The sequence below is a fragment of the Leptotrichia wadei genome, assembly GCF_007990445.1.
Taxonomy (GTDB): domain Bacteria; phylum Fusobacteriota; class Fusobacteriia; order Fusobacteriales; family Leptotrichiaceae; genus Leptotrichia; species Leptotrichia wadei_A.
In genome coordinates this window covers 841,535-867,696 of sequence record NZ_AP019841.1, presented here as the reverse complement: position 1 = coordinate 867,696, position 26,162 = coordinate 841,535, and the positions used below count along the sequence as shown (strand labels likewise).

At 28.4% G+C, this 26,162-nt stretch carries 28 protein-coding genes and 1 pseudogene; 3 read left to right on the top strand and 26 right to left on the bottom strand.

Features of this window, described 5'->3' with window-relative positions:
- Nucleotides 1–141: 141 nt before the first annotated feature.
- The 17 genes and pseudogenes from FVE74_RS04190 to FVE74_RS04115 all read right to left on the bottom strand — a co-directional run bounded on the left by FVE74_RS04190 (nucleotide 142) and on the right by FVE74_RS04115 (nucleotide 14,619).
- Nucleotides 142–1,806, bottom strand: a complete 1,665-nt coding sequence (locus FVE74_RS04190; RefSeq protein ID WP_147003366.1) for an AAA family ATPase — start codon at nucleotides 1,804–1,806, stop codon at nucleotides 142–144.
- A 413-nt stretch (nucleotides 1,807–2,219) separates the two neighbouring features.
- Entirely contained in the window at nucleotides 2,220–2,471 is a 252-nt protein-coding gene (locus FVE74_RS04185) for a hypothetical protein (protein ID WP_147003365.1), read from the bottom strand.
- Between the two features lie 206 nt (nucleotides 2,472–2,677).
- Nucleotides 2,678–3,298, bottom strand: a complete 621-nt coding sequence (locus FVE74_RS04180; RefSeq protein WP_147003364.1) for a hypothetical protein — start codon at nucleotides 3,296–3,298, stop codon at nucleotides 2,678–2,680.
- 1 nt (nucleotide 3,299) lies between these two features.
- Nucleotides 3,300–3,440 carry a hypothetical protein gene (locus FVE74_RS11485; protein WP_172617434.1) on the bottom strand — a complete coding sequence of 47 codons (141 nt, stop codon included), beginning with the start codon at nucleotides 3,438–3,440 and terminating at the stop codon, nucleotides 3,300–3,302.
- Between the two features lie 120 nt (nucleotides 3,441–3,560).
- Nucleotides 3,561–4,151, bottom strand: a complete 591-nt coding sequence (locus tag FVE74_RS04175) for a hypothetical protein (protein ID WP_147003363.1) — start codon at nucleotides 4,149–4,151, stop codon at nucleotides 3,561–3,563.
- A gap of 77 nt (nucleotides 4,152–4,228) precedes the next feature.
- Nucleotides 4,229–4,462, bottom strand: a pseudogene (locus FVE74_RS12280) (IS3 family transposase); the annotation flags it as partial.
- A 185-nt stretch (nucleotides 4,463–4,647) separates the two neighbouring features.
- A complete protein-coding gene (locus tag FVE74_RS04165; protein ID WP_147003362.1) occupies nucleotides 4,648–5,307 on the bottom strand; it encodes an NAD(P)H-dependent oxidoreductase in 660 nt (219 codons plus the stop codon).
- Between the two features lie 60 nt (nucleotides 5,308–5,367).
- Nucleotides 5,368–6,291, bottom strand: coding sequence for a deoxyribonuclease IV (locus FVE74_RS04160; protein ID WP_147003361.1), 924 nt, complete (start codon nucleotides 6,289–6,291; stop codon nucleotides 5,368–5,370).
- 23 nt (nucleotides 6,292–6,314) lie between these two features.
- Nucleotides 6,315–6,635, bottom strand: a complete 321-nt coding sequence (locus tag FVE74_RS04155) for a TfoX/Sxy family protein (protein WP_147003360.1) — start codon at nucleotides 6,633–6,635, stop codon at nucleotides 6,315–6,317.
- Nucleotides 6,636–6,768: 133 nt separating this feature from the next.
- Nucleotides 6,769–7,401: a hypothetical protein gene (locus FVE74_RS04150; protein WP_232054057.1), complete on the bottom strand. Its 633-nt coding sequence runs from the start codon at nucleotides 7,399–7,401 to the stop codon at nucleotides 6,769–6,771.
- A gap of 13 nt (nucleotides 7,402–7,414) precedes the next feature.
- Nucleotides 7,415–8,185 carry a TrmH family RNA methyltransferase gene (locus FVE74_RS04145; protein ID WP_010124710.1) on the bottom strand — a complete coding sequence of 257 codons (771 nt, stop codon included), beginning with the start codon at nucleotides 8,183–8,185 and terminating at the stop codon, nucleotides 7,415–7,417.
- 248 nt (nucleotides 8,186–8,433) lie between these two features.
- Nucleotides 8,434–10,374, bottom strand: a complete 1,941-nt coding sequence (locus tag FVE74_RS04140) for a DKNYY domain-containing protein (RefSeq protein ID WP_147003358.1) — start codon at nucleotides 10,372–10,374, stop codon at nucleotides 8,434–8,436.
- Between the two features lie 278 nt (nucleotides 10,375–10,652).
- Entirely contained in the window at nucleotides 10,653–12,848 is a 2,196-nt protein-coding gene (locus FVE74_RS04135) for a DKNYY domain-containing protein (protein WP_147003357.1), read from the bottom strand.
- A 32-nt stretch (nucleotides 12,849–12,880) separates the two neighbouring features.
- Complete coding sequence (locus FVE74_RS04130; protein ID WP_010124403.1) at nucleotides 12,881–13,222, bottom strand: histidine triad nucleotide-binding protein; 342 nt, start codon at nucleotides 13,220–13,222, stop codon at nucleotides 12,881–12,883.
- A 108-nt stretch (nucleotides 13,223–13,330) separates the two neighbouring features.
- Nucleotides 13,331–13,759, bottom strand: a complete 429-nt coding sequence (gene rpiB, locus FVE74_RS04125; RefSeq protein ID WP_147003356.1) for a ribose 5-phosphate isomerase B — start codon at nucleotides 13,757–13,759, stop codon at nucleotides 13,331–13,333.
- Between the two features lie 149 nt (nucleotides 13,760–13,908).
- Nucleotides 13,909–14,316 (bottom strand): acyl-CoA thioesterase, encoded by a 408-nt coding sequence (locus FVE74_RS04120; protein WP_147003355.1) that lies wholly within the window; start codon nucleotides 14,314–14,316, stop codon nucleotides 13,909–13,911.
- Nucleotides 14,317–14,376: 60 nt separating this feature from the next.
- Complete coding sequence (locus tag FVE74_RS04115; protein ID WP_010124409.1) at nucleotides 14,377–14,619, bottom strand: KH domain-containing protein; 243 nt, start codon at nucleotides 14,617–14,619, stop codon at nucleotides 14,377–14,379.
- Nucleotides 14,620–14,863: 244 nt separating this feature from the next.
- Here FVE74_RS04115 and FVE74_RS04110 point away from each other — a divergent pair, with 244 nt between their 5' ends.
- Entirely contained in the window at nucleotides 14,864–15,787 is a 924-nt protein-coding gene (locus tag FVE74_RS04110; protein ID WP_172617432.1) for a tRNA 2-thiocytidine biosynthesis TtcA family protein, read from the top strand.
- Between the two features lie 21 nt (nucleotides 15,788–15,808).
- Nucleotides 15,809–16,069 (top strand): DUF4911 domain-containing protein, encoded by a 261-nt coding sequence (locus FVE74_RS04105; protein ID WP_010124411.1) that lies wholly within the window; start codon nucleotides 15,809–15,811, stop codon nucleotides 16,067–16,069.
- Nucleotides 16,070–16,130: 61 nt separating this feature from the next.
- Here the strand turns inward: FVE74_RS04105 and FVE74_RS04100 are convergent, their stop codons facing one another.
- From FVE74_RS04100 to FVE74_RS04060, 9 genes are all read right to left on the bottom strand, one after another.
- Entirely contained in the window at nucleotides 16,131–16,334 is a 204-nt protein-coding gene (locus FVE74_RS04100; RefSeq protein ID WP_010124412.1) for a twin-arginine translocase TatA/TatE family subunit, read from the bottom strand.
- Nucleotides 16,335–16,336: 2 nt separating this feature from the next.
- On the bottom strand, nucleotides 16,337–17,167 hold the full coding sequence (locus FVE74_RS04095; RefSeq protein ID WP_147003354.1) for a twin-arginine translocase subunit TatC: 831 nt from the start codon (nucleotides 17,165–17,167) through the stop codon (nucleotides 16,337–16,339).
- A 240-nt stretch (nucleotides 17,168–17,407) separates the two neighbouring features.
- Nucleotides 17,408–18,280, bottom strand: coding sequence for an iron uptake system protein EfeO (gene efeO / locus FVE74_RS04090; RefSeq protein WP_232054056.1), 873 nt, complete (start codon nucleotides 18,278–18,280; stop codon nucleotides 17,408–17,410).
- A 180-nt stretch (nucleotides 18,281–18,460) separates the two neighbouring features.
- On the bottom strand, nucleotides 18,461–19,309 hold the full coding sequence (gene rsmA, locus FVE74_RS04085) for a 16S rRNA (adenine(1518)-N(6)/adenine(1519)-N(6))-dimethyltransferase RsmA (protein WP_147003352.1): 849 nt from the start codon (nucleotides 19,307–19,309) through the stop codon (nucleotides 18,461–18,463).
- Between the two features lie 9 nt (nucleotides 19,310–19,318).
- Nucleotides 19,319–19,873: a hypoxanthine phosphoribosyltransferase gene (gene hpt, locus FVE74_RS04080; RefSeq protein ID WP_060918672.1), complete on the bottom strand. Its 555-nt coding sequence runs from the start codon at nucleotides 19,871–19,873 to the stop codon at nucleotides 19,319–19,321.
- A 761-nt stretch (nucleotides 19,874–20,634) separates the two neighbouring features.
- Nucleotides 20,635–20,979, bottom strand: coding sequence for a 50S ribosomal protein L20 (gene rplT / locus FVE74_RS04075; RefSeq protein WP_015769536.1), 345 nt, complete (start codon nucleotides 20,977–20,979; stop codon nucleotides 20,635–20,637).
- A gap of 209 nt (nucleotides 20,980–21,188) precedes the next feature.
- Nucleotides 21,189–21,395: a 50S ribosomal protein L35 gene (gene rpmI / locus FVE74_RS04070; protein WP_018498699.1), complete on the bottom strand. Its 207-nt coding sequence runs from the start codon at nucleotides 21,393–21,395 to the stop codon at nucleotides 21,189–21,191.
- A gap of 44 nt (nucleotides 21,396–21,439) precedes the next feature.
- Nucleotides 21,440–21,973 carry a translation initiation factor IF-3 gene (infC, locus tag FVE74_RS04065; protein WP_082719429.1) on the bottom strand — a complete coding sequence of 178 codons (534 nt, stop codon included), beginning with the start codon at nucleotides 21,971–21,973 and terminating at the stop codon, nucleotides 21,440–21,442.
- 299 nt (nucleotides 21,974–22,272) lie between these two features.
- Nucleotides 22,273–23,127, bottom strand: a complete 855-nt coding sequence (locus FVE74_RS04060) for a Fic family protein (protein ID WP_147003351.1) — start codon at nucleotides 23,125–23,127, stop codon at nucleotides 22,273–22,275.
- Between the two features lie 301 nt (nucleotides 23,128–23,428).
- Between FVE74_RS04060 and FVE74_RS04055 the strand changes: the two genes are divergently transcribed.
- Nucleotides 23,429–26,131: a PEP/pyruvate-binding domain-containing protein gene (locus FVE74_RS04055; RefSeq protein WP_147003350.1), complete on the top strand. Its 2,703-nt coding sequence runs from the start codon at nucleotides 23,429–23,431 to the stop codon at nucleotides 26,129–26,131.
- The last annotated feature ends 31 nt before the right edge of the window (nucleotides 26,132–26,162 follow it).

The window sequence follows — 26,162 nt, the reverse complement described above, 5'->3', positions numbered from 1 at the left end:
ATACGAAGTACGCAAATTAGCATTACTTTCCATATAAATCGTAACCTCTTTACCTTGATAAACTGTTGTTGTATACTCACCTTTAGTTGCAACTCCTGATGAATATACTCTTATTCCATTTTTATACTTTTACTTAAACCTCTATTTAAAAACAACCTTCACTTCTTTCCCATAAAACGCAACCCCAATCTTCAAAATATTCTTTATCCCTCTCGCCTTCAATTTCGTATCATATTTCTTCTCATCAATCTGTTTCAAAGCTTTCTGTGCTCTCTTTTCCATTTCATTTTTTGTCTTTGATATTTTAAATTCCATGAGATACGCCTTCTCATTACTTTTTATTGGAATCATCGCAAGATCGTATCTTCCATATCCACTTTCATCATTTGAAATAATCTCATATTTCCCCATTAAAAATCCTACAAGCCCTATCATAAACACCTGATAAATTTTCTCCATTTCCTTATCCAAGTCAAAATGACTCAGCATATTTATCATTATTTCTCCCAATGTCTTTTCAAATTTTTTAATATCTCCATTTTCAAGTGCTTTTATCAAAGTATTAGTTTTCACTTTTGTACCAAAAAATCTATTTAAGAACATATTCCCAAAATATTTTCGTATTTCCTTATTTGGAATTCTCAAGTTATAAACATCTGTATATTCTGAAGTTACATCTATTTCCTTCTGCTTTTCATCCTTTGTCAAATATCCACTATATAAAAGTAATTGCCATATTTCATCATCATTATTTAAAAGACTTTTTATTGTCGTTCCATCTGAAATATATTTTTCAATACTTTCTCCATCAGTAAACCGTTTTAAATCATCATAAACACTTTCCCCAGCATGATCAAGCATATTTTCTAGAAGTGTATTTCCTGAAACATTTGCCCAATATGCCTTGATTTCTTTTTCTCTCACATAATTTACAATAGACCAAGGATTGTACACTTTACTTTCTCCAAAAATATATCCGTTATACCATTCTCTAACTTCTTCATTTTTGTATTTCATGTCAAAATACTCAAGCATTTCAATTACTTCATTTTCAAGAAGTCCAAAATATTCCGAATAATCCTTGCTTAAAATCGTATTCACATAAAGATTGTTTAAACCAGAGAATATCCCTTCCTTTATAATCCTTGTTATACCTGTTAAAACACCATATTTCAAGGAATTGTTTGTCTTTAGTGCTGAACTGTAAAATGTTTGAAAAAAATTTATCGCTTCATTGTAATATCCTTTATCAAAAGCATTTATTATTGGAGCATCGTATTCGTCAATTAAAATTATTACACTTTTTCTATAATATTCGTACAAATAATTTGATAAGTTTTTAAGAGAATAAATCCAGTCAGCATCTTCTTTTTCCATAACTATCTTTTCAAAATCATTTTTAAAAATAGGATTCAATTTATCTTTTAAATCATAAAATTCCATGTATAAGTTTTTTATATGTTTTTTTATCAACATAAAATTTTCTTCCCAAGTATTTCCTTTTAAATCCTTCAGTGAAATGAAAATTACAGGATATTTCCCTTGTTCACTCATATATTCACTATCAGATACTTTCAAATTTTCAAAAAGCTTTTTATTTTCTTCTTTATCTTTTACATCAAAAAAATATTTCAACATTGACATATTCAACGTTTTTCCAAATCGTCGAGGTCTTGTAAATAATGTAACTTTCGACCTGTTCATTAACATTTCATCTATTAGTAAAGTTTTATCTATATAATAATATCCTTCTTGTATCAACTCTTTAAAATCTTCAATTCCCACAGGAACAGTTTTTTTTCTCATAAAATCACTCCCTCTTTTATTTTTTATAAATTTCAATATATGTTAATTATACCACAACTTGATATTTAAAATAAAGTCATTTGAACGCTCTGTGATGTTTTCTTTTTAAATTTGAGAATTTGAAATATTTTGAGAATTGGTTTGGGAACATGGACTGGAGAGCATTGATGGAAATCTAAAAGAGACTGTCTCAACTTCGATTCTGAATTTGTACAAAATTTTTACGCACTCTGGAATATATTATGTTTTGAGTTTACACAAAATTTTGGACACTCTTATCAATATTGTTTTATCTTTTTTTACTTTTATAGAATCTGTTGGATAAAAAGTTGTTTTAAATATTCAAATTACATACAATATACAAAAAAAATAACCGATGTCTTTTACAACAACGGTCATTTTGAAGTTTTAGTTTATTTCAAAGGAACTAAAATATTTTTAGAAGTTTCATTATCTTCGTTTGTTGAAGATTTTTTTAATTCCTTTAATGCTTCTGAACCAATTATATTAGATTGACTAAAATCTAATGTTTTTTCTAAATTTTCATCAATTTTATCAGCAACAACTTGTCTTGATGAACTTTTTAACTTAATTACTTCATTATTTTTAGCAACTGCATTTAAGCAGCAGATTGTAACTATAGTTCCTAATAATAATTTTTTCATTATACTTTCTCTTTCCTTTAAGAATTATTAATTATTCAAATTTACCATCAATACAATGATGAGTAAATTCATTTTTTTCCTTGATTTTTTTACCAACTTATCTATGTCTGGATTATTAACATTATATGTAGCCTTTCATTTAAAGCTCTTGTAAGCAATTGATTGTACAAAATTTTAGGTACACTTAATTTTTTAAGATATTGATTTTATAAATTTTCAATAAGATAATCATATATCTCATGTGCTTCTTCTTGTAATTCTTGTTCATAATACGCATAGTAATGTTCTGAAATTTTTTTCATTCTATAAGTGTATTTTCCGTCAATTATAAATGTAAAAACTCCTTTATAGGTATTTAAAAATTTATATTCATAAGTATTTAGAAGTTTATAATTTTCTTGTTTTTTTGCACTATTGTACAATTCTTCAAACGCTATTCTTTCATCTTTTGAATCAGTTATTGAAAAAAAACCTATATTTTTTTCTTTATCATATAAATAATAACCATCACTTATTTTCTTCAATATAAAATTTTTAGGTAAAGTAACAGTAAAAACTTCATTATTACCTTTGACTTTAATTTTTATTAATTCTCTTTTCTTTATGGATTCAAAATAATTTTTAACTTTTAAAGGGTTATTTTTTGTAAAAATATTTAATCCATCTACATCTTTTTCTGTTCTATCACGAGTACAACCATATTCAGCACAATAATAAGTCCCCATTGTCCCCAATAAATATGTTCCTGCCGCTGCTGTTGTTAATAAACAGGAATTTAAACAAAAAATGCTTATCAATATTAATAATATAAACTTTAACTTTTTCATATTAATTACCCACTCTTTCTCTCAATTTCTTTAACTGTTCATTTATATCTTGAGATTTTTCTCTATTTATTTCAGGTTTTAGCATATTTACACCTTCATCAGGATTTATATTCTTATATGGATTATTTCTTGGAACATTCATAAGTATTTGTTCTTTCTTTGTTTAATCAAATCTTCCTGTTTTTTAAAGGTATTATCATAGTTTTCTTTGTTACCATCATTATTAAAATACAGTCTTGATTTTTCAAATTCAATCATTTTCTTACCATTCTTTAACTAACTCTTTTAAAAAATTCGTAATCTTTTTCTCATTTTCAGTGCTTGAGAGTATACCAAAAGTAAAATAAATATCCTTACCTATTCTATTTACATAATCTTTCTCGGAAGGATAAGATTTTGAAAAATAAATATGCTCTCCTATTTTATTTATATACTCATTTGTTCCATCTATTACTCCAGTCATTAAATTTTCATTTTCATCTAATCTAAATCCCAAAGGAAAACCTATTTGTTTTTCTTTATCATATAAATAGTAACTAACCAAAGATCCATATCCTCCAAATATATCGTCACTATCATGGTTATATTTCTTTAATGTTATATTTTCTGGCAATAATATTTTTCTTCCTTCAATCTCTACATATTCTTTCTTTCTTTCCAATATTTCTTTTAAATAATTTTCATACTCCTTTTTATCAAGAACTATATAAATTCCTTGTGGATCTTTTTTAGTTGCCTTAGGCATTCCTGTCATCATACATCCATGATCTGCACAGAAACTTGCAAGGGTAAAACAAGAATTTAAACAAATTATTGATACTATTATCAATAATACAAACTTCAAACTTTTCATATTATTCACCTATCTTTTTTCTTAAATTTTCTAAATAATCATTGATATTTAACTGTTTATGGAGTGTCCCCAAAAATTCAGACTATTTTTAAACAATTTCTTTGTTTCCTTTCTTTATGGCTTTCTTCGTATTCATTTAGACTTATAAATCCTATTTTACTGTGTATTCTGCTATTATTATACCATATTTCTATATACTCGTACATTCCAGTTCTTAAACTTTCTAAATTTTCAAATTTTTCATTATGTACATATTTTTTTTTCAATGTTGCATGGAATGATTCTATACAGGCATTATCGTAAGGATTCCCTTTTCTGCTGTATACCTTTTACTTCTCTTGTTCATAATCAAATTCCTTTCCTTAACTATATTTTAATAAATAGAAAACTAGTTTTCAATTTATTTGTCCAAGGTTTTGGGTACACTCCAAATTTTTTTCCATAATTTCAGCCTCCTTAAAATTTTTTTATAAAGAATGGACAACCTATATATTTTTTATTCAATTATTTCCAAAACATCTTTTAACTCTCGTCTTATCTTTTTAGGTTGTTCTTCATCCCTATACCCAAAACTTACCATCACAGAAACTCCATACACATTCAAGTCAAGAAGGCCCATATCCGATAAATATTTTTCCAATTGCTCTTTATTAAATCCTTCAATCGCACAACTGTCAATTCCTAAATAAGCCGCAACTGTCATCATATTTCCAAGTGCAATATAAGTTTGTTTTGAAGCCCAGTCAAAAAGTGTTCTTTCATTTTCCAATAATTTTAAATGTTCTTTCTGAAATTTCGTAAATTTATCTTTCACCGCTTCAAATGCTTCATCAGAAACTTTCTTCAAGTTTTTCCAATTATCTCTAAAATATTCACTATCCCCAGTAATATCTTTTCTTGCCAAAATTATCACAATTTCAGTTGCTCCATTCAAGCTATTCAAAGCTCCCCAAGCAAATTGTCTAAAATCATTTCTCATTTCTTCATTTCTTAAAAGTAAAAATTTCCAAGGCTCCATACCAAATGAACTCGGTGACAATCTCGCACTTTCCAAAATTGTCTTCAAATCTTCATCAGACACTCTTTTTTCTGTACTAAATTTTTTGCAAGCATATCTTTTATTAAATACTTCCAATATTTCTTCATTTTTTGTCATTTCAATCACTTCTTTCTATTATTTTTTTATTTTTAATTCTATATTTATCTCAAAAAAATTTTATTGATTTTTTATCTTCTCCATCACATCTTCATCAAATTTCCCAGCTCTAAGCATTTCAATCTCAAATTTATACGGCGGAACTTTTTTAGCCTTCTTATCATCACTCAAAGCCACATAAGGTGTTTCCAAAATCTTAGGCAAATGAGAAAATTTCTCAAAATGTGCAATTTTATTCAACACTTCAAATCCAATATATCCAAAACCAATATTTTCATGTCTGTCTTTATGTGCCCCAACAGGATTTTTACTATCATTCAAGTGAATTACTGAAATTCTGTCAATTCCAACAATCTTGTCAAACTGCTCAATAACTCCTTCAAAATCATTCACAATATCATACCCAGCATCATGAACATGGCAAGTATCAAAACAAACACTGAGCTTATCTTTCAATTTCACACCATCAATAATTTTCGCAATTTCCTCAAAACTTCTCCCAATTTCCGTACCTTTCCCAGCCATCGTCTCAAGTGCCACAGTTGTTTTCTGATCTTTTGTCAAAACTTCATTCAATCCTTCAATAATTTTATTAATTCCAACTTCTGCACCTTCTCCAACGTGAGCACCTGGATGAAGAACAATCCTTTTTGCCCCAATAGCATCTGTTCTTTCAATCTCTGTTCTCAAAAACTGCACCGCAATCTCAAAAGTTTCAGGCTTTACAGCATTCCCAAGATTAATTATATAAGGAGCATGCACAACAATATCATCAATATCAATATTATTCTCCTTCATAAGTTTAAGCCCAGCTTCAATATTCAGTTCTTCAATCGGCTTTCTCCGTGTATTCTGAGGTGCTCCAGTATAAATCATAAAAGTATTCGATCCATAAGAAACTGCTTCCTTAACCGATCCCAAAAGCATATCTTTCCCACTCATTCCCACATGTGATCCGATTTTAAAAATTTCTTTTTTTGACATTTCTTTTTTACCTTTCTTTATTTCTATTGTTTCTTTTTTCTCTTTAAAACAGGAAGTTCATCATACATCGCTTCAAATAAATTCTTCAAAAACTCTTTATTTTCAACGTCATCAACAAGCAACATTTCCTTTGCCCCTTCATAAGGAATTTCATGTAAAGCATTCGGCATAAGTTCTTTCGCCGATTTTACAGCCTTTACAAGAAACCTGTCATCATAAATCCCACCAATAACTTTTTCCCTATAATAAAGAATATATTCCCCCATCATCGCTCTATATCTAACATTTTCCACTTCCGACAACTGTTCCAATACAAAATTTAAATATTCTTTACTTGAAGCCATATTTAATTCACTCCTTTCTTTTTTCTTCATCTTTAGAATTTTTAACTATGTTTTGAATATCCTTTTTTCAAATATGTTTCCAATGCCCTGTCAATAGTTAGTTCTGAATCTGTATCTATTTAATTCTTATAGATTATCTTCCTAATTCCTTTATTAAGTCTTTTGCAATTTCATCATCTGGAACATACTTTGTTATAAATTTAGGCTCTCTTTCCGCCGTTTTAAAAAATCTTTGTAAAACATCTTTTGCAATATTGTCGTATATTTTTATATCCAGTTTCTCCGACAGTTCCTTTTGCAATTCAAGATAAGACGGCATATCGTCCCCATAAGCATCTTCAAAATCTTCTCGCCCTTCTGGTTCTGCTTTTTCCACTTCCTTTTCCAGCATTTCAAAATTTTCCAAATATTTCCTATTCGCATAATTCCACCAAAAATTAGCACAATTTAAAAGCAGTTCAAACCATTCTACCAAATTCTCAGCGATTCTCCCGCACTCAAGCGGAGAATCAAAACAGACAAATCCAATACTGCCATCTTCCAGCAAAACATAAACCCCAGCTCCACCATCTTCGGCAAAAACCTTTCCATCAATATTAAATTCATAATCTGGATATTCATCTTTCACCGATAACAATTCTTTAAAATCCAATGCAAATAATGCTTCTGTTTTTTCTCTCAAATCTTCATTTTCTAAAACCATTTTAAACAATTCAACTTGAGTATATTTTTTATTTTTTGTTAATTTTTTTGTATTATCAAACATAAAATTCTCCATTCTACAGATTTTCCAGTTTCTCTCTCATTTTATACAAAAATATCCCTGTTGCCACACTTACATTCAACGACTCAATATTCCCATAAATTGGAATAATTGCCTTTATATCTGAATTTTCTATCAAATATTCAGACACTCCGCCACCTTCATGTCCAAAAATAAACGCATTATTTTCCCGTAATTCAATTTTTTCATAAGAAATCGAATCTTCATGTAAAGCTGTCGCTATTTTCAAGTAATTTTTATCATTCAAAAATTTTACGATATTTTCAGGTGTTTCGTAAATTATATTTAATTTAAAAATTCCACTCATTGTGGCACGTACTGTTTTAGGATTGTAAACATCTACAGATCCTTTTGTCAAAATTAAATTTTGAAAATTCGCAGCAATCATCGTTCTAATAATTGTTCCAGCATTTCCTGGATCTTGAACATCATCTAAAATTACCACATCGCCTTTTACATCCTCAATCGTATTCAAATTTTTAGAATACAAAAACATTATCCCTTGACTATTTTCCTGTGTTGAAACCTCATCAAACAGATTATCCTTTAAAATTGTCAAATTATCGTGCTCAGAAATCCCATATCTTTCATCAAAATATTCAAACTTCGATTCCTTTACAATAATTTTATTAAAATTAATATTCTCATTTAAAAACTTTTCCCCTTCAGCCTTAAAAATGCTGTTTTCATCACGATACTTCTTTTTATCCAGCTTTTTTAGCAATTTATAAAATTTGTTATCTGAACTCGCTATTACATCTCTCATTTTCTATTTTTTCACTTTCTATTTTCTAAACTTAAAAATAATATTTTTTATTAATATACTCAAACATATTCAAAATTAAACTATTAAAAATCATATAAATTTTAGGATTTGGGTAAAATAGTCATAACTTTTAAGTTTTGTTTTAAGCCACTTTTATTACAACAAGGGGTCAAAGCCCCTTGCTAAAATAACTATTTAGTTTACTTATATCCTAGTTTGATTTTAAATAATTCAAATATAATCAAAAATTATTTTTTAAATTCTTTATAAATTTTATTTTTATCTCTTATTGTAACTCCATCACTTGTCTCAATTATCTTAAAACTTTCTGGGTCTGCACCTTTAATTTCCCGATCTTCAATATACACTTTATTCTTATCTTTTGCATAACCAAACATTAACTGTACAAATGATGAAGTATCAGCCCCTTCTACTTTGGCAAAAACTTTATTTGGATTTAATTCATCTAATCTAAATGCGTCAAAATAATAAACTCCATTTTTATCTTGAAAATAACCCGCAGACTCAGATTCATACGAATTATCAGCATTAGAATATTTAAAAGAATTTGTATCAAAATTTAAAGGAACTATTTCATATACTTCTTTACCAGCTTTATTTTTTAACACATAAACTTTATCTTTAGTTTTTAAGAAATAAATAATATCTTCATTATTTTTAAAGTCACGGCCCACAAATTCAAATCCATCTGGATTTATACCTTTCATTTTATTTCCATAATAATAAACATTGTTTTTATCTCTTGAAAATTCATCATTCAAAACCTCAAAACTATTTCTATCTGCACCTGCTATTTTTTTCAAGTCCATTTTATACAATTCATTTTCATAATACACGTTATTTTTATCACGAAAATAATTTCCCGAATAACTAAACGTTTCAAAAGTTTTAGAATCTACTTTAGGATTTTTTACAACAGCTGTTTTTACACTTTTTAGCTCACCAGTTTCTTCATCAAATACTGCAATAAGTTTATATATATTCTTATTATCATTTAAAAAATTGACTGGTAAATTTGGTCTGTTAACAAGTCTTGTAACTTTAAATCCAGCTGAACTTATATCATTTAATTTTCTTCCTGCGTAATAAACATTTTTCTTGTCATACGAAAAACCATTTTCTTCTCCAATAGTAAAACTGTTTTTATCCACATCCTGCAACTGCACAACATTGTATCCTGCGTAATAAACATTATTTCTGTCTTTAGAATAATCACTATTTTCCATTACTTCAAAAGTATCTTTATCAGCATTTTTTATTATTTTAAGATAACCAGCTTCCTTATACGGTGTCATCACATATACATTTTTATCATCTTTTCCATAAACAACCATACTTGGACTGCTTAAATAATTTTCTATTATTTCAAATTTATCAGGATTTTTTATATTCACTTTTTCTCCCAAATAGTAGACTTCATTTCCATTTTTAATCAAATTACTATCCAAAACTTTAAAATCTTTTTCATTTATTTTCCCAAGATTTTTAACATCTCCAAAGTAATAGTACAAATTATTTTTATCTCTGGCGTAATTTGTTTCAGGAATTCTTCTAAAAGTTTGAGGATCTGCATCTTTTATAATGTCTACTGCAGCATACACATTTTTATCATCCTTTGAATACATTCCATCCTCAATTATTTTAAATGTTTTTGGATTCGTACCTTTAATTTTTTCTCCTGAATAATAGACCGCATTTTTGTCTTTTGCATAACTATGGTCTCCTTCCAGAACTACAAATGAATTTACATCTGCATTTGAAATTTTGTCTGAATCATAATACACATTTTTATCATCTTTTGAATAATATTCATTCAAAACTTTTATTGTTTTTGGATTTGCTCCATTTATTTTGTGAATCCATTCATTAATTGGTCTGTAAACATTATTCTTATCTCTTGAATAATACTGTGGCAGCACTTCAAAAGTTTTACTGTCCACATCTTCAAACGATTTATTTCCTGAAAAATAAACATTTTTCCTATCCTTTGCATATTTATCATTCAGTATTTTAAACGTTCCTAAATCCACATTTTCAACTTTAAATTCTGAATCATCTTCTTCACTGTATTTGTAATAAACTGCATTATCCTTTTTCACATATTCTGCCATTCCTAAATTAGCTAAAATAAATACTCCAACAATAATTTTAAAAAATTTACTTTTCATAAAAAATCCCTCCAAATCCTTTTTTAAATAATTTATTCAACAGACCTATTTGATAACTTAATTTTTTTATTTCACGAAAGGGCAAAAACCCTTGCTTCAGAATATTTGTTTTATTAAATTCTAAGTTTACAAACAAGTCTAATAAACGCTTAAAAACATTTAAAACCCTTCAAAATTGAATTAGATAATTAAAAAGAATTTTAGCAGGATAATTATGATTTTCTAAATTCTTTTTTAAAGCAGTTTTACTAAAATATAAATAAAATAATTTTTACTTGTCACTCACAATCATTTTTATAAACTCTATTTTTATCCTTAACTACAACTCCCTCATCTTCCAGTACGACAGTAAAACTTGACACATCCACCCCTTTAAATTCCTTATATTTACAATAAGCTCTATTCTTATCTTTGGAATATCCATATCCAAATGCTTTAAATGTTGGAATATCAGCCCCTTCTAGTTTAATAAAGGCATTCTGCACATCCTTTGCTTCCGAATTTAATAATTTTCCATAATCAAGATAATAAATCCCATTTTTATCTTTAAAATAATTGCTTGTATCTTTATTTGCTATATCAAATGAAGCACTGTCAAAATTTAAAGGTACTATCTCATAATCTCCTGTCCCAGTTTCATCTTTCCAAAAATATACACCATTTTTATTTTTTACAATATCTGAACCGACAAATTTAAATCCTTCTGAACTAATATTCTCAATTTGTTTTCCAAGATAATAGACTCTTTTATTATCCTTTGCAAAAAAATTATCCATTTCGACAAAGCTGCTCCTATCACTACCTTCGACCTTTTTCAGTTCCTTCTTATTCATATCATAATAAAAAACGTTGTTCTTATCTCTGTAATAACTCCCCGTATATTCCTTAACAAGTTCAAAGCTCGGAGCATCCACTTTCACATTTGTTACATTAGACAATTTTATATTTTTCAAATTATATCTTTCATCATCAAATCCATAAGTAAATTTATACAAATTCCTGCTGTCTGTCAAAAAAGCAATTTTTTCAGAATCTCCAGAGTTAACAGTAAAATCAATAATTTTAAATCCTTGTGGACTTATTCTGTCTAACTTTTTTCCATAAAAATAAACACTGTTCTTATCATGCGAAAAGCCATTTTCTCCAATAGTAAAACTGTCTTTATCTACATTTTTCATTTGTACAACATCAGAATGTGTAAAATAAATATTGTTTTTATCTTTTGTATACATACTGTTTTTCATTACTTCAAAAGAATTTACATCTGCATTTTTTATTATTTTGCTTGAATAAGTTTCATCAAATTTTGAAATTGCATATACATTTTTATCATCTTTTCCATAAATAAAATTTGGAAAGTTATAATATTTACTCAAAATTATTTCAAAAGTTTCTGGACTTTTTATATTCAATTTTTTCCCTTCTGCAAAAATTCTATTTCTATTTTTTACCACGTCAATTCCATCAGAATATAAAATTTTAAGAGTTTTATTGTCAATTTTATCAATTTTTACTTCCCGATAATAAAGATTATTTTTATCCTTTGAATAATACGTTGTTTCAGGAAGTCTTTCAAAAGTTTTTGAATCTGCCTCTTTTATTTTGCGTCCTCCAATAAAGACACTATTTTTATCTTTTGAATACATCTGAACAAGATCACTAGGCTCTAAAATAACTTCAAAAGATTTTGCATCAGCTCCTTTTATTTTTTCACCAAGAAAGTAAACATTATTTTTATCTTTTCCATAAGCTACGTTTCCCTCTATGGCTTCAAAAGTAGCTACATCAACATTTTCCATCTTTTGTCCAAAATTCAAAAATACATTTTTATCATCCTTTAAATAAACCTGATTTAATATTTTTATCGTATCAGGATTCGCATCCTTTATTTTATCAGAGCCACTGTACACATTATTCTTGTCTTTTGCGTAATAATCAGGCATTATTATCTGAAATGTACTTTTATCAACATCGTATATCGGTGTTCCAGCATAATAAATATTATACCTGTCCTTTGAATAACTTTCATCAATTGCTTCAAAACTGTCCAAATCCTGAACATATTCAACTTCAAAAAAACTTCCTCCAATATACAGTTTACCATTATTTCTAAAATACAAAAGTTTATCCTTATTTTTGTAAAGTTTGAAATCCTTTGGATTTATCTCCATTTTTTCATCATAATTATAAATATATTTTTTATCTTTCCCATTGACTTCCCCAATTACCTGAAAAGTCTTAACATCAGCATCTTCTAGCTTCTTGTCAATACAAAAAACATTTTTACTATCTTTCCCATAAATATCATTTAATTTCACAAATGTCTTAAAATCTGCGTCTTCCACTTTTCTTTCATCAGTCTGCGATATTTTATCCATATAGTAAACAGCATCATCTTTTTTTATATACTCAGCCATTCCCAAATTTGCCAAAAGAAAGACAAGCACAACAATTTTAGAAAACTTATTTACCATAAATTTCCTCCAGAATAAAAATTTTACTTCTTCTATTTTAATTTAACTGGCAATTTTTCCCCACCTAAAATATGATAATGAATATGTAAAACTTCCTGTCCGCCATTTTCTCCAATATTAGTTATAACTCTATAACCATCTTTATCTATCCCTAAAATTCTTGCCACTTTTGCCACAGTCAACTGCAGTTTTCCAAGTAACAAAGCATCTTCTTCAGTTGCCGCATCCAAACTTTTGATTTCCTTTTTTGGAATTACAAGCACGTGAACTTTCGCCGCAGGATTTATATCATGAAAAGCCAAAAACTCATCATCTTCATACACAATATTTGCAGGTATTTCCTTATCTATTATTTTTTTAAAAACTGTTGACATAAAAATCACTTCCCTTTTTTATTTTTCTTATTATTTTTTAATTTTAGCAAGGGATCTTAACCCCTTGCCATTTTTTAAAAAGTTACTGCTATTTTTAACATTTACTAATTACTGTTCAATTTTCCCAACTCTTCTAGCATGTCTGCCACCTTCAAATTCGGTATTTATAAAAGTTTCAACACAGGCCAATCCCAAGTCTTCTCCCAAAACTCTAGCTCCCAAAGCGATTATATTCGCATCATTATGAAGTCTTGAAAGTCTTGCCGTATATTCATTGTGACAAAGAGCAGCACGAATTCCATTTATTTTATTTGCAGCAATAGAAATTCCAATTCCAGTTCCACAAATTAAAATCCCAAAATTCGCCTCTTTATTTATAATTTTTTTACTAACTTCCTTCGCAATATCAGGATAATCAACTGAATCTAATGTATCAGTTCCCACATTTATAATTTCATGCCCTTTACTTCTAAGTGCCTTCATAATTTTATTTTTAAATTCTACACCCGCATGGTCATTTCCAATTACTATTTTCATTTGTAAAGCCTCTCTTCTTTATTTTTTATAATAATTTTAAATTTTATTTTCTTAATCTTTTAAAATATTTGTCCTACCAAATTTTAAATATATATTTAAATTTCCCTTTTAAACAATGAATTTTGTAATTATACAAATATTTTATTCAATTATTTAGTAATTTTCTCCAGCAATTCATTTGAAATTCTCTTTAATTTCCCATTTTCATCCACAAAAACATTCACAGTTTCAGCCTTTGCCTTTAAAACTCCATCTAAATTATACATTTCATAAGAAAATCTAATCTTAATATTATTTATTTCCTCAATCTTTACAAAAATCTCAATTTCCTCATCATACTTTGCCGAATTAACATATTCAATATTCAGTGTCTTTACTGGCAAAATAAATCCCATATCCTCCATATTTTTATATGGAAAAACATCCCTAAAATACTCAGTTCGTGCCATTTCCATCCATTTCAGATAATTTGAATGGTACACAACTCCCATTTTATCAGTATCATAATAGTAAACTCTAAGTTTAAAGCTCTTTTTCCTTAAGTTGCAAGTTTTCATAAATTCACTCCTTGATTATTATAAAATCTAGTGTTATTTTATTTGAATATTTTTTCAAACTTACATTTCCTTAACTTCAATTTTTATACTTTTTTTATCTTTTTTCCCAATTGATGACATAAGAACTCTAAGTGCTGTAATGATTCTTCCATTTTTACCAATAACTTTTCCCATATCCTCCTTTGTCACATTAATTGTAATATCTACAAACTTCCCTTTTTCATTACTTTCAATCGTATAACTTTCAGTCGAATCCAATAAATTCTCAATCCAAAAATCTACAGTTTCAAAATACTTGCTCATTTATTTTTTCCCTCCATTTTTTATCCAAAATTTATATTTTCTTACGGTTATTATACCATATTTTCAATATTCTTATCAAATTTTGTTTTTAAATTTAATATTTATTAATTTAATATTTTCAAAATAATAAAGCAAAAAAATATAATTTTATTACAGTTGATTGGAGTATTTTTTTATGTTATAATACTTTTTGATTACTTAAATAAATCAAGGCTAATATGAACTTTAAAAGGAGTTACAGATAATGAATTTAGAAAATGATCTCGATGACAAAAATACGATAAATAATGAAGCAAATGCTGATAAAATCGCCTCTACTTCCCTTGGAAGCGCAGTTTGTGAAACAGTTTTACCATCGGTTCCACTTCAGCCATTAGAAACCATTGAAAAAAGCATACAAAAAAAATATCGTTCAGCACTTTGGACACCATTTGTGCGAGCCTTAAAGGAATTTGAGATGGTAAAGGATGGAGATAGAATTGCAGTGGCTATTTCTGGCGGAAAAGACAGCCTCTTGCTTTCAAAGCTGTTTCAAGAATTGAAAAGAGCCAGCAGAACTAACTTTGAAGTGGTTTTTATTTCAATGAATCCAGGATTTAATCCTGCTAATTTAAATAATTTGAAAAAAAATCTAAAACATCTAAATATCCCGTGTGAAATTTATGATGACAATATCTTTGAAATTGCCGAAAAAATCGCAAAAGACTATCCTTGCTATATGTGTGCCAAAATGCGTCGTGGCAGCCTTTATACAAAAGCAACTTCACTTGGCTGCAATAAACTTGCACTTGGACACCATTTTGATGACGTTATTGAAACAACTCTTATGAGTATGTTTTATATGGGAAAATTTGAAACAATGCTGCCAAAATTAAAGTCCGATAATTTTAACATAGAATTGATACGTCCCCTATTTTATGTTGAAGAAAAGGCAATTATAAAATGGGTACGAAATAACGGAATCCTTCCGATGAACTGCGGCTGTACAGTCGCTGCCGAAAGGACTTCAAGCAAGCGCCGTGAAACAAAGGAATTAATTGCACAACTTGTAAAAAACAATCCAGACATAAAAAAACGTATCATTCAGTCAACTCAAAATGTAAATTTAGAAAAAATACTAGGCTGGAAGAATTCAAATGGAAGATACTCGTATTTAGATAATTTTTAAAAAGAAAGGTAAAAGTAAATTATGGAAAATAAAGAAAAAAATATAACAAGCTGGGAATATATTATTCAAACAAAAAAAGAATACATTGATTTTATCAACAAAGTCATTGAAGCTTACGACGGTTTAGGAAATGTTAGAACACTTGATAACCAGAGCGGTCTGATAAAAATTCTTACAAATTCATATCTTTTAGATGATATGGATAAAGCGATTGAAACGTTAAAACAAAAAAATATCGAAATGGAAGTACTAGAAAAAAGAGAATGGCTTGGAGTGTTATAATTCCAAGCCTTTTATAATTCAAATATAATAATCGAAAAATAGCTTATAAACTAAGATTAGTTTATTTACACTCTTTTTCTTTTTTATCTTCTACATTTTTATTATCAGCCTCTGATTCAATTCCAGAAACTGACTTTTTAAATTCCCGAATCATTTTTCCTATAGCTTCTCCCAGTTCAGGCAGTCTTTTAGGTCCAAAAATAAGTAATGCACCAAGTATAAGAACTATTAATCCTGGTGCTCCTATATCTCGAAAAATTCCCATTTTTAATCATCCCTCCTTTTTTTGTAGACATATTTACAAACAGAAATACTCACTTCATAAAGTAAGATTAATGGTGCTGCCATTGTTAAATCGCTTATAAAATCAGCTGGTGTCAGAACGACTGCAACTACGAGCAAAATAAAGTAGCCATATCGCCTGTTTTTTATTAAATATTGCGGCGTCAAGATATGCAGCGAGGTTAGAAATGCCACAATAACGGGCAATTCAAATATTACACCAAGCGGTAACGATGTATGCAATACATGTGCATCATCCGCACAAGCCTGAATGCAAATATCTCCACCTTTATACTTGTCCTTTATCTGATCTCTCGGAAAATGTGGCAAATCTTTAAATTCTTCCATTTTCTTATTATCCAGCTTCAATTTATCTAGAAAAGACGGACTTATTCCAAAAGTTATTGTCAAACGGTACGGATTTAATCCCACTGTTTCTCCTGTATCTATCGGAGGAACTAGATGATTTGCAAGTTCTGGTGCTACAAGTTCACCCTTCATAAGTTTTTCAGAATAATCTGTCCAGTCCTTGAACATCTGCTTTATTTCTTCCCTATCCGTAGAATGTAAATCTAATACCGCAAAATAAACATTTTTCTGAACAGGAGTAGCAATTCCTGACTGATGTTCTCCATAAAATGAAATTTCTTCATTTCCAACAACTTGATTTGCCTTGCCGCTAAACATATTTGCAAAAATTGCACCCGCTCCGCTCGCTCCAATTGCAGCACCTGCTCCAACCATTCCTGCTTTTTTCAAAAAATCACGACGTGATATTTTTTTATCAAACCATTTTTTTTCATTTTCATCACTCATTATTTTACCTCTTTTTATACTGTAAGTTTTATTTAGATGTGTTCAATAATCTAAATGTTAATTTTAACAAAGGGAATTAATTCCCTATTTAATAATAGTTAAACATATTAGATATGTTTGATAACCTAAGTTTTTTTATCTATACAAGGGGTCAAGACTCCTTGCTTCAAGATATTTATTTTATTAAATTCTAAGTTTGTATAGTTATCGAACAGGTCTATTAGTTACCGAATAAGTGTATTATTTCTTAGGAGTTGCGTCTATTACAATTCCCATTTGCGATAAAGGTTCTCCAAGTTTAGTAACTGCTTCAGCTAGAGCTTTTGTATCTTCTGGCTTCAACTCTGTGTATAATTTATAATTTTTATCATCTGTCATATATTTGTCAAGAAGTGCATTTACAGCTTTAAATTCAGTATCTAAAGTTGTTACGAGCTTAGCATCTTTTTGTTCTAATTTAGTTCTGAACAGTTCAAAAATTTTCTGAGCCCCTTCGATATTCGCTCTAAAGTCGTATAAATCAGTATGCGAGAACACTTCTTCTTCTCCAGTAATTTTTTGAGTCGAAACTTCATTTAACAGGTCAATTGCTCCTGTAACCATTAAATCAGGCGTTACTTCAATTGTGGCAATTTTTGCCTTTAGCTCCTTAATGTCGTTTACAAGATCGTCTGCGTATTTTTCAGTTCCTTTTGTAGTGTTTTGCTCCCACAGTATTTTTTCAATTCTATGAAATCCTTTCCAGCCTTCCTCATTTTTAAATTCTTCCTTGAAGTCTACAAGACGGTAATCTATCTTAATATCCGATTCTCCAAAACTTTCAGCGATAGGCTCAGATCTTTCATAATCCATACGGATTAGCGGATAAACTTTTTTAGCTTCATCTAATTTCCCAGTCTTTAATAATTGTGCAAAATTTTCTGTATCCTTTAAAAGTATATCAATCTGACCTTCAACATATTTTTTATATTCAGAAGTTTCCTTGCTTAAATCAGTTTTCCCTTGTTCAACTGTCTTTCCAGCTGTTGTACCAGCCTTTCCACCTTCCTTTGCTCCAGTATCTTTGCCACAGCTTATCGCCATTAATGCTCCAATAAGCAATAAAATTCCCATTTTTTTTATAAAAAATTCCTCCCAATTTATATTTGCTATATTATACTCATTATTTTATTATTTATAAAGTAAAAATATTTGATTTACAAAATTTTTTGCTAAAAAAATTATTATATAACTAAAAAAGTCCTCAACAATCTAGAGAACTTTTTATTTTTTATTCAATAAAATATAGGCAATTTAACCTTCCAAAATCCCAATAAAATCAATAAATCCTTGCACAGAAAATTCTTCTGCTCTAGCCAATTCTGTTTTGCCAACTTTTTTCAAGCATTCTTTTACAAAATCTTTTGAAAATCCTAAATTCGATAAATTATTAGAAATACTTTTTCTCTTATTTGAAAACGCTTCTCTCAAATATTTAAAATATTTTTCTTCTGAAATTTGACTTTCATATTTTTTATTTTTTAAAATTTTTATTCCTAAAAATGCTGAATCAACTTTTGGAACAGGATCAAATTTTTCTTTTGGAACAGTAAACAAATATTCTGCTTCAGCGTAAAATTGAACAGCATGAGTAAGCAGGCTCATATTTTTGCTATGAGGCTGTGAAGCAATCCGTTCTGCCACTTCCTTTTGTACCATCAAATAAATTTCATCAATATTTTCACGATATTCAAGCAATTTGTTAATAATTGGCGAAGTTATGTAATACGGAATATTTGCTACAACTTTCACATCTTTTTTATTTTCAAAAAAATCTTTCAAATCTGCTTCCATAAAATCCTGATGAATCAACTTAAAATTTTCCTTTTTTTCAAATTTTTTACTCAAAAACGGAATTAAATCATCATCTATTTCAAAAGCAGTCAAAAATTTAGAATTTTCAATTAATTTTTCTGTTAAAAATCCTAATCCTGGCCCAATTTCCAGAACTTCCGTTTCTTTGTCAATATTCGCCACATTTAAAATTTCATCCGACAAATTGCTGTCATTTAAAAAATTCTGCCCATACTTCTTTTTAGCCTTATGACTTTCATTTTCAAAATTTTTATCTCTTTTCTTATATTTTTTATTTTTCCCCTTCAATTTTACTCCTTACTCAAATACTGATGGTTCAGCAACTCCTATATATTCCAAATTTCTATAATTTTCATTAAAATCAAGCCCATATCCAACAACAAATTCATTTGGAATTTCAAATCCAACATATTGCACATCAACTTCAACTTCTCTTCTTTCAGGCTTATCTAAAAGTGTGCAAAGCGATATTTTCTTAGGGTTTCTGCTTCCCAAAATTTGCAATACTTTTTTTAACGTAAATCCTGAATCAATAATATCTTCAACTACCAGAACATTTTTCCCGCTAATCGTACTTCTCAAATCCTTTAAAATCTTAACTTCTCTAGAACTTTGAGTCCCTTCCCCATAACTGGAAGCCTCAATAAAGTCAATTTCAAGCGGCAATTTTATTTCCCTAATCAAATCAGCCATAAACACAATAGATCCCTTCAATAGCCCTATCACTATTAACGGCTCATTTTCATTTTTAAAATCTTCAGTAATCTTTACTCCCAGTTCCTTTACCTTTTTCTGAAGTTCTTCCTTCGTAATCAACTGTCTTTTTATTCCAAATTCAAAATCTCTGTTCATATTTTCCTCCCTGTTATTTTTATTTCATTCATTTGTAAAAATCTAAAAATCTAACAAACACAGTTTTATGCTTGATTTTCTTATCTCTCTTCGCTCCTTGACAAAGAATCTTGGTTCTTTGTGATTAATAAATATTATTGCTGTTTGATATTACCACTTTTATTTTTACAATTGCCTAATTTACATTTTATAATTACTTATAAAATTCCATAACCTTTAGTCAATACAGTGGACTACTCCCGCTTTTAGAAGCGTAAGACTTCTTGCTATCTTTATGGTTAAATAAATATTATTACTGCTCAAATTTAATAATACCCTAAAAATTTAAAATTTTTTAATTCGTACTATTGACTTTTTTAATTTTTGTGCTATAATACTAATGTCAAGGGAAAGTTAAACGATGTTTAACAATCTCATGGCTGTATAGGGAAATTTGTTTTTTTGAATAAAAGACCATTTTATGAGATAGCCCAAAAAAACATTATTTATTTAATTTCCCTATATAAAAAGGGCTATCTCATAACTCAGAGTTAATCTATTTAGTAAGATTTACAAGTATAGTCCTTTTAATTAAATCTAATTCATTTAGATTTTTTTTTATTTCAATTTTTTATTAGATGTTACTCGATCTCCTATTTAGATAAAAAATTAAAATTCTTTTTTTATTATAATTCTTTTTAATTTAAAAAAAGTAATACTCAAACAGCTGCTTTTAATTTAAAAATCACCATTTGAGTATTGATTTATTTCTATTTGAATCACTATTTAACTTTTTCTACTAATTTTGCAAATTCAGCAGGATTGTTTAATGCTAAGTCTGCTAAAACTTTTCTATCAAGTTCAATTCCAGCTTTTTTAAGTCCGTTCATTAATCTTGAATAAGAAATTCCGTTTAATCTTGCAGCAGCGTTAATTCTGATAATCCACAATTCACGCATTTTTCTTTTTTTCAATTTTCTATGTTCAGTTGCATAAGCCATAGCTTTTTTAACTGCTTCATTAGCTTTTTTATAATTTGTTTTTATAGCTCCTCTATAACCTTTTGCTTCTTTTAAAACTTTTTTATGTCTTTTTCTTCTAACTATTCCTGTTTTTACTCTTGGCATATTTTTTCCTCCTTAATATTTTAGCCGTTTTCTGTTCTTTATTTATTTTTAGAACTAACTTCTGTCAATCTTTAATTTTAATTTTTCAAATAAAAAGCCGTTAATTACTATTTTAAACTGCTTTTTTTAATTTTATCTTTGAATAAAAAGTTGCAAATTTTGCTAAATCACTTTTTTCAAAAATATTTTTTTTAAAACAATTATTGGAATTATCTTCCTTCTTGTCCAGCCAATACTTTTTTGATTTTTCTTTCAGCACCTTTTGGAGCGATTACGTCTTGTCCTAGACGTTTCTTTCTTTTATGAGTCTTTTTAGTTAAGATATGGCTCTTTCCAGAGTGTCTTAAAGAAATTTTTCCACTTCCTGTAACTTTAACTCTTTTTTTTGTTCCTTTATGTGTTTTCATTTTTGGCATTTTCTTTCCTCCTAAATCACTTTTCACTTTTTTAAATTTTGCCTTTATTTTTTAGGCGATAATAAAATAAATTTTTGAATTTGCTCTTTTCCGTATTTTTTCTCAACTGTCGCAATTTCTTCAAAATGACTTGCAAACTCATCCAATACTTTAATAGCAGATTCTGCATGTAATCTTTCTCTACCTGTAAGTCTTAGACTTACTTTTACCTTATGTTCTTTGGCTATAAATTTTTCAATTTGAGAAATCTTTGTATCCTTGTCATGTTCATCAATATGAGGTTTAATTCTAATCTCTTTAACGACAATATTTTTTTGCTTTTTCTTATTTTCCTTGTCTTTCTTCGTTTTCTCATACTTGAATTTTCCATAGTCCATAATCTTACACACAGGCGGTGTTGCATTTGGTGAAATTTCAACTAAATCCAGTTCTTTTTCTGCCGCAAGCGCCAATGCATCTCGTGTAGACATTACTCCAAACTGCTCCCCATCATCACCAACAACTCTAATTTCTCTCACTCTAATTCGCTCATTCATTCGTGGCTCATCAGATCGGTTATTCCCTCTTATAAAAAACACCTCCTAATTTTTTTACAATAAAAAAACAAGATATAAGAAACCTTGCTCAATAGTTATCATATAAATAAATCTCGCAATAAAATCAGCACAATAAAAATACTCATTTCATTACAAAATATCAAATAACTAATACCCAACTCATCCTAAAATAGAACCGACCATTCTATTTCTATTTGGAAAATCAATCCAAAACCTGAATATATTGATGGAAAGGTGAGAAACAATGTTTCTACTTCTAATTTAATTACTAAAATAGTTTATCATATTTTATTATATTTTGCAAGGAAATTTTGAATTTTTTACTCCATATTAATTTTATTATGCCATTTTCTAGGTAAATCTATTAATATTTCTGGTTTTTTACCAATCCATTCCTTATAAAAATCTTCTATATTAATACCATTTTGTTCCAAATAATTTTCAAATTTTTCTTTGGTTTCTTCATTAAAATGTTTATAGTACAGCCAAAATGTATTTTCGATACTACTTTTAATAAATTTTATAATCAATTCATAATCAAACTCTACTTGTGCTTTTTCTAAAGCATTATAATAGTCATTTCTATTTTCATTTTTTATTATTGTTATCGGATAACCATTTTTCATCAGCTCCAAATTCATCAAAAGCCTTCCTGTCCGCCCATTTCCATCATTAAACGGATGTATTTTTTCAAATTCTGCATGAAATTTAGCCACTTTTTCAACTATATTCTCTTTACTTTTTAAAAAATTATCTATAAGTTCTTGCAGTTTTTCTTCCACCTGATAAAATGGAGTTGTCTGAAATTTCGCTCCCAATATTATATTATTTTCCTGCTTAAATTTTCCCCTATTTTTAAAGTCATCATTCAGCACTAAAGCATGAAATTCACGTATAATCCTAACCGATAATGACTCTTTTGTCTTTAAAACATCATTTAAAAAATCCAGTGCATATTCCTGCCCTTTTACTTCATTATGTTCTTTTAACGATTTTCCCTTTATTGTTACCCCATATTGAAGAATTATATCCGTTTCACGCAAAGTTAAAGTATTACCTTCTATGGCATTTGAATTATATATAAATTCTGTCTTCAAATAATTTTGAAGTTTTTTCAAAATACCTTCATTTAACGGACGTTCCTTATCTAAAAATTCTTTAAAAATTTCAATCATTTTATTACCCCTTTCCTGCAAAATATTCTACAATATTAAGTATATCAAAGATTTTTTTAGAATACAATTAAAAGATTTTTATGGACAGAGCAAAAAAATTTAACTCCAAAACCTCCTCAATTCCCCTACCTATAAATTATACCCAATCTTAAAGTGCTATTCAAGAAAATATTCAAATCTTATTTTTAAAAAAATTCTTATATTTTAATTCAAATGAAAAAATATACACATATAACTTTAAAAAATAAATTTTTTAGAGTATAATAATATAAAAAATAAATTTTTAGAAAAGGAATAAACTATGAAATATATTTATAATATTGACGGGTTAAAAAATCACGATGAAAATAGTGCATTTGAAGAAAAAATTGGGAAAAAGGCTCAAAATTTATTTGAACTGGCGATTCATGGGTTTAATGTGCCTGATTTTTCGGTGATTACTAATAGATACTTTAAGGAAGTTATATTGGATGAAATAAGGGAATATTGTAAAAGTGAAATAACAGATTGGGATAGTGTTTTTGAGGGAGATAGTGAAGAAAAAATTGGAAATATGATTGAAGTTATAAAAAATCATAAGATTAGGGAAGAATTTAAAAGGGAGATTGAAAAAATTGTAAAAGATGGGAGCTATTATGCTGTCAGGTCATCTTCGGTTGAGGAAGACAGCAGTAATTTTTCGTTTGCTGGACAGTTTGAAACATATCTTTATGTGAGAAAAGAAAATATGCTGAAAAAAGTAAAGGAAGTTTGGATTTCTTCGTTTTCTTCTCATGTGATGAGATATAGGAAAGAGGGAAAAATAAATAACGAGGTAAATGTTCCGGCTGTAATAATTCAGGAGATGATTAATTCTGAAAAGGCTGGAGTTGGATTTAGCGTAAATCCTGTTAATGGGGATCATGATGAAATTGTTATTTCTGGGACTTTTGGATTAGGGACAAGTATTGTGGATGGAGATGAGAATGGGGATCTGTTCATTTATAATAAGGAAACTAAGGAAATAAAAAAAGAAATAGGGATTAAGAAGGTGAAGCAAAGCCTTGATTTTGAAAATCATGGGATAAAAGTTGAAGAAATAAATGTTGAAGATGAGGTTTTAAATGATGCTGAAATTACGGAACTGGGAGAAAATATTATAAATATTGAAAAATATTATGGAAAGCCTCAGGATATGGAATGGGCATTTGAAAAGGGAAAACTATATATATTGCAGTCAAGACCTATAACTACACTGAAAAAAACAGGTAAAAAAACATATAACACAATAATATGGGATAACAGCAATATTGTAGAAAGTTATCCTGAGATTACGTTGCCACTTACATTCAGCTTTATAAGAAAGGCATATTCTGATGTTTATAAAAGATTTTCAGAAATAACGGGAGTTCCTGCTAAAGTTGTGGAAAGTTATCAGGATGTTTATGATAATATGCTTGGATTGCTGAAAGGGCGAGTTTATTACAACTTGATAAACTGGTATAAACTTTTGATGCTGTTTCCAAATTCTAAAGGCAATAGTAAATTTATGGAACAGATGATGGGGGTAAAAAAAGAATTGTCTGAAGAAAATCTGAATGAGAATTTGCTGGAAGCTGAAGGGAAAATGACTGGATGGGAAAAATTTAGAAATAAACTGGAAAAATCTAAGGCTGGATTTACCTTGTTTATGAATATGTTCCTTATTGAAAAAAAGGCTGAAAAATTTTATAAAATTATAGCTGAAAATCTTAATGGGGAAAAAAGTAATTTGAACAAAAAAAATATAAAAGAGCTGAAAAAATATTACAAATTTCTTGAAAATAAATTTTTAAAAAACTGGGAAATACCAATTATAAATGACTTTCTTGTAATGGTCTGGTTTGGACTTTCAAAGAAAATGGCTGAAAAATATATAAAGGAAGATTTTGAAAAGGCACATAATACACTTATTGCTCAAGAAGGAAACAGCATGATTAGTGTTGAACCATCGAAATATATAAAAAAAATGAGCCTTATGATAAAAAATGACAAATCTTTAAAAGATGAAATAGGAAATATAATAAACAAAAACGAAAAATCACTTGTTGAAATATTTAAATTAACTCAAAATGCAGAATTTAATTCTACTTTGAATGAATATATGGAAAAATTTGGTGACAGGACAGTCCACGAACTAAAACTGGAAGCACCAACATTAAGGGAAGAGCCTTTATTTTTAATAAAAATGATATATTCGCTTTCAATAACAGAAAATGTTCAGGAACATACTAAGAGAAACATATTGGAAGAACAGAAAAAAATATATGACAACCTGAAAATAAATCCTATAAAAAAATATTTATTGAAAAAAACTTTATTTTATGCAAAAAAATTTATACGATTAAGGGAAAATTTGAGATATGAACGGACAAAGGTTTTTGGAACAGTCAGAAAGATTATGAAAAAAATGGGAGTACATCTAAAAAATAATAACCTTATAAATAATGAAAAAGATGTATTCTATCTTACTGTCGATGAAATTTTTGGACTTATTGACGGCTCAATAATTGATGTTGACTTAAAAAAACTTATAGAACTGCGAAAAGAAGAATATAAAAAATACGAAACAGAGGCAATTCTTCCTGATAGATTTTTAACAAGAGGATTCCTAGGAGAAAACTTTTATTATGAAGATTTGGCAGGAAATTCTCAACTCGACGAAAATACTTTGCAAGGGACTGGATGTAGCAAAGGAATTGTAAAAGGAAAAGTAAAAATTGTCTTAAATCCTATGGATACTCAAGTTGAAGACGGAGATATCGTCATTACAAAATCTACAGATCCAAGCTGGGTTATGGTTTTTCCTTTATTGAAGGGACTTATAGTAGAAAAGGGAAGCCTTTTATCCCACAGTGCAATTATTTCACGGGAAATGAACATCCCTGCCATAGTAGGAGTACAAGGGGCAACAAGTATTCTGAAAACAGGAGATATGGTTCAATTTGACGGAAGTACGGGAATTATTAAAAAATTGAATGGTTGATTTTTATTAAAAATTTAAAATTACAAACAAA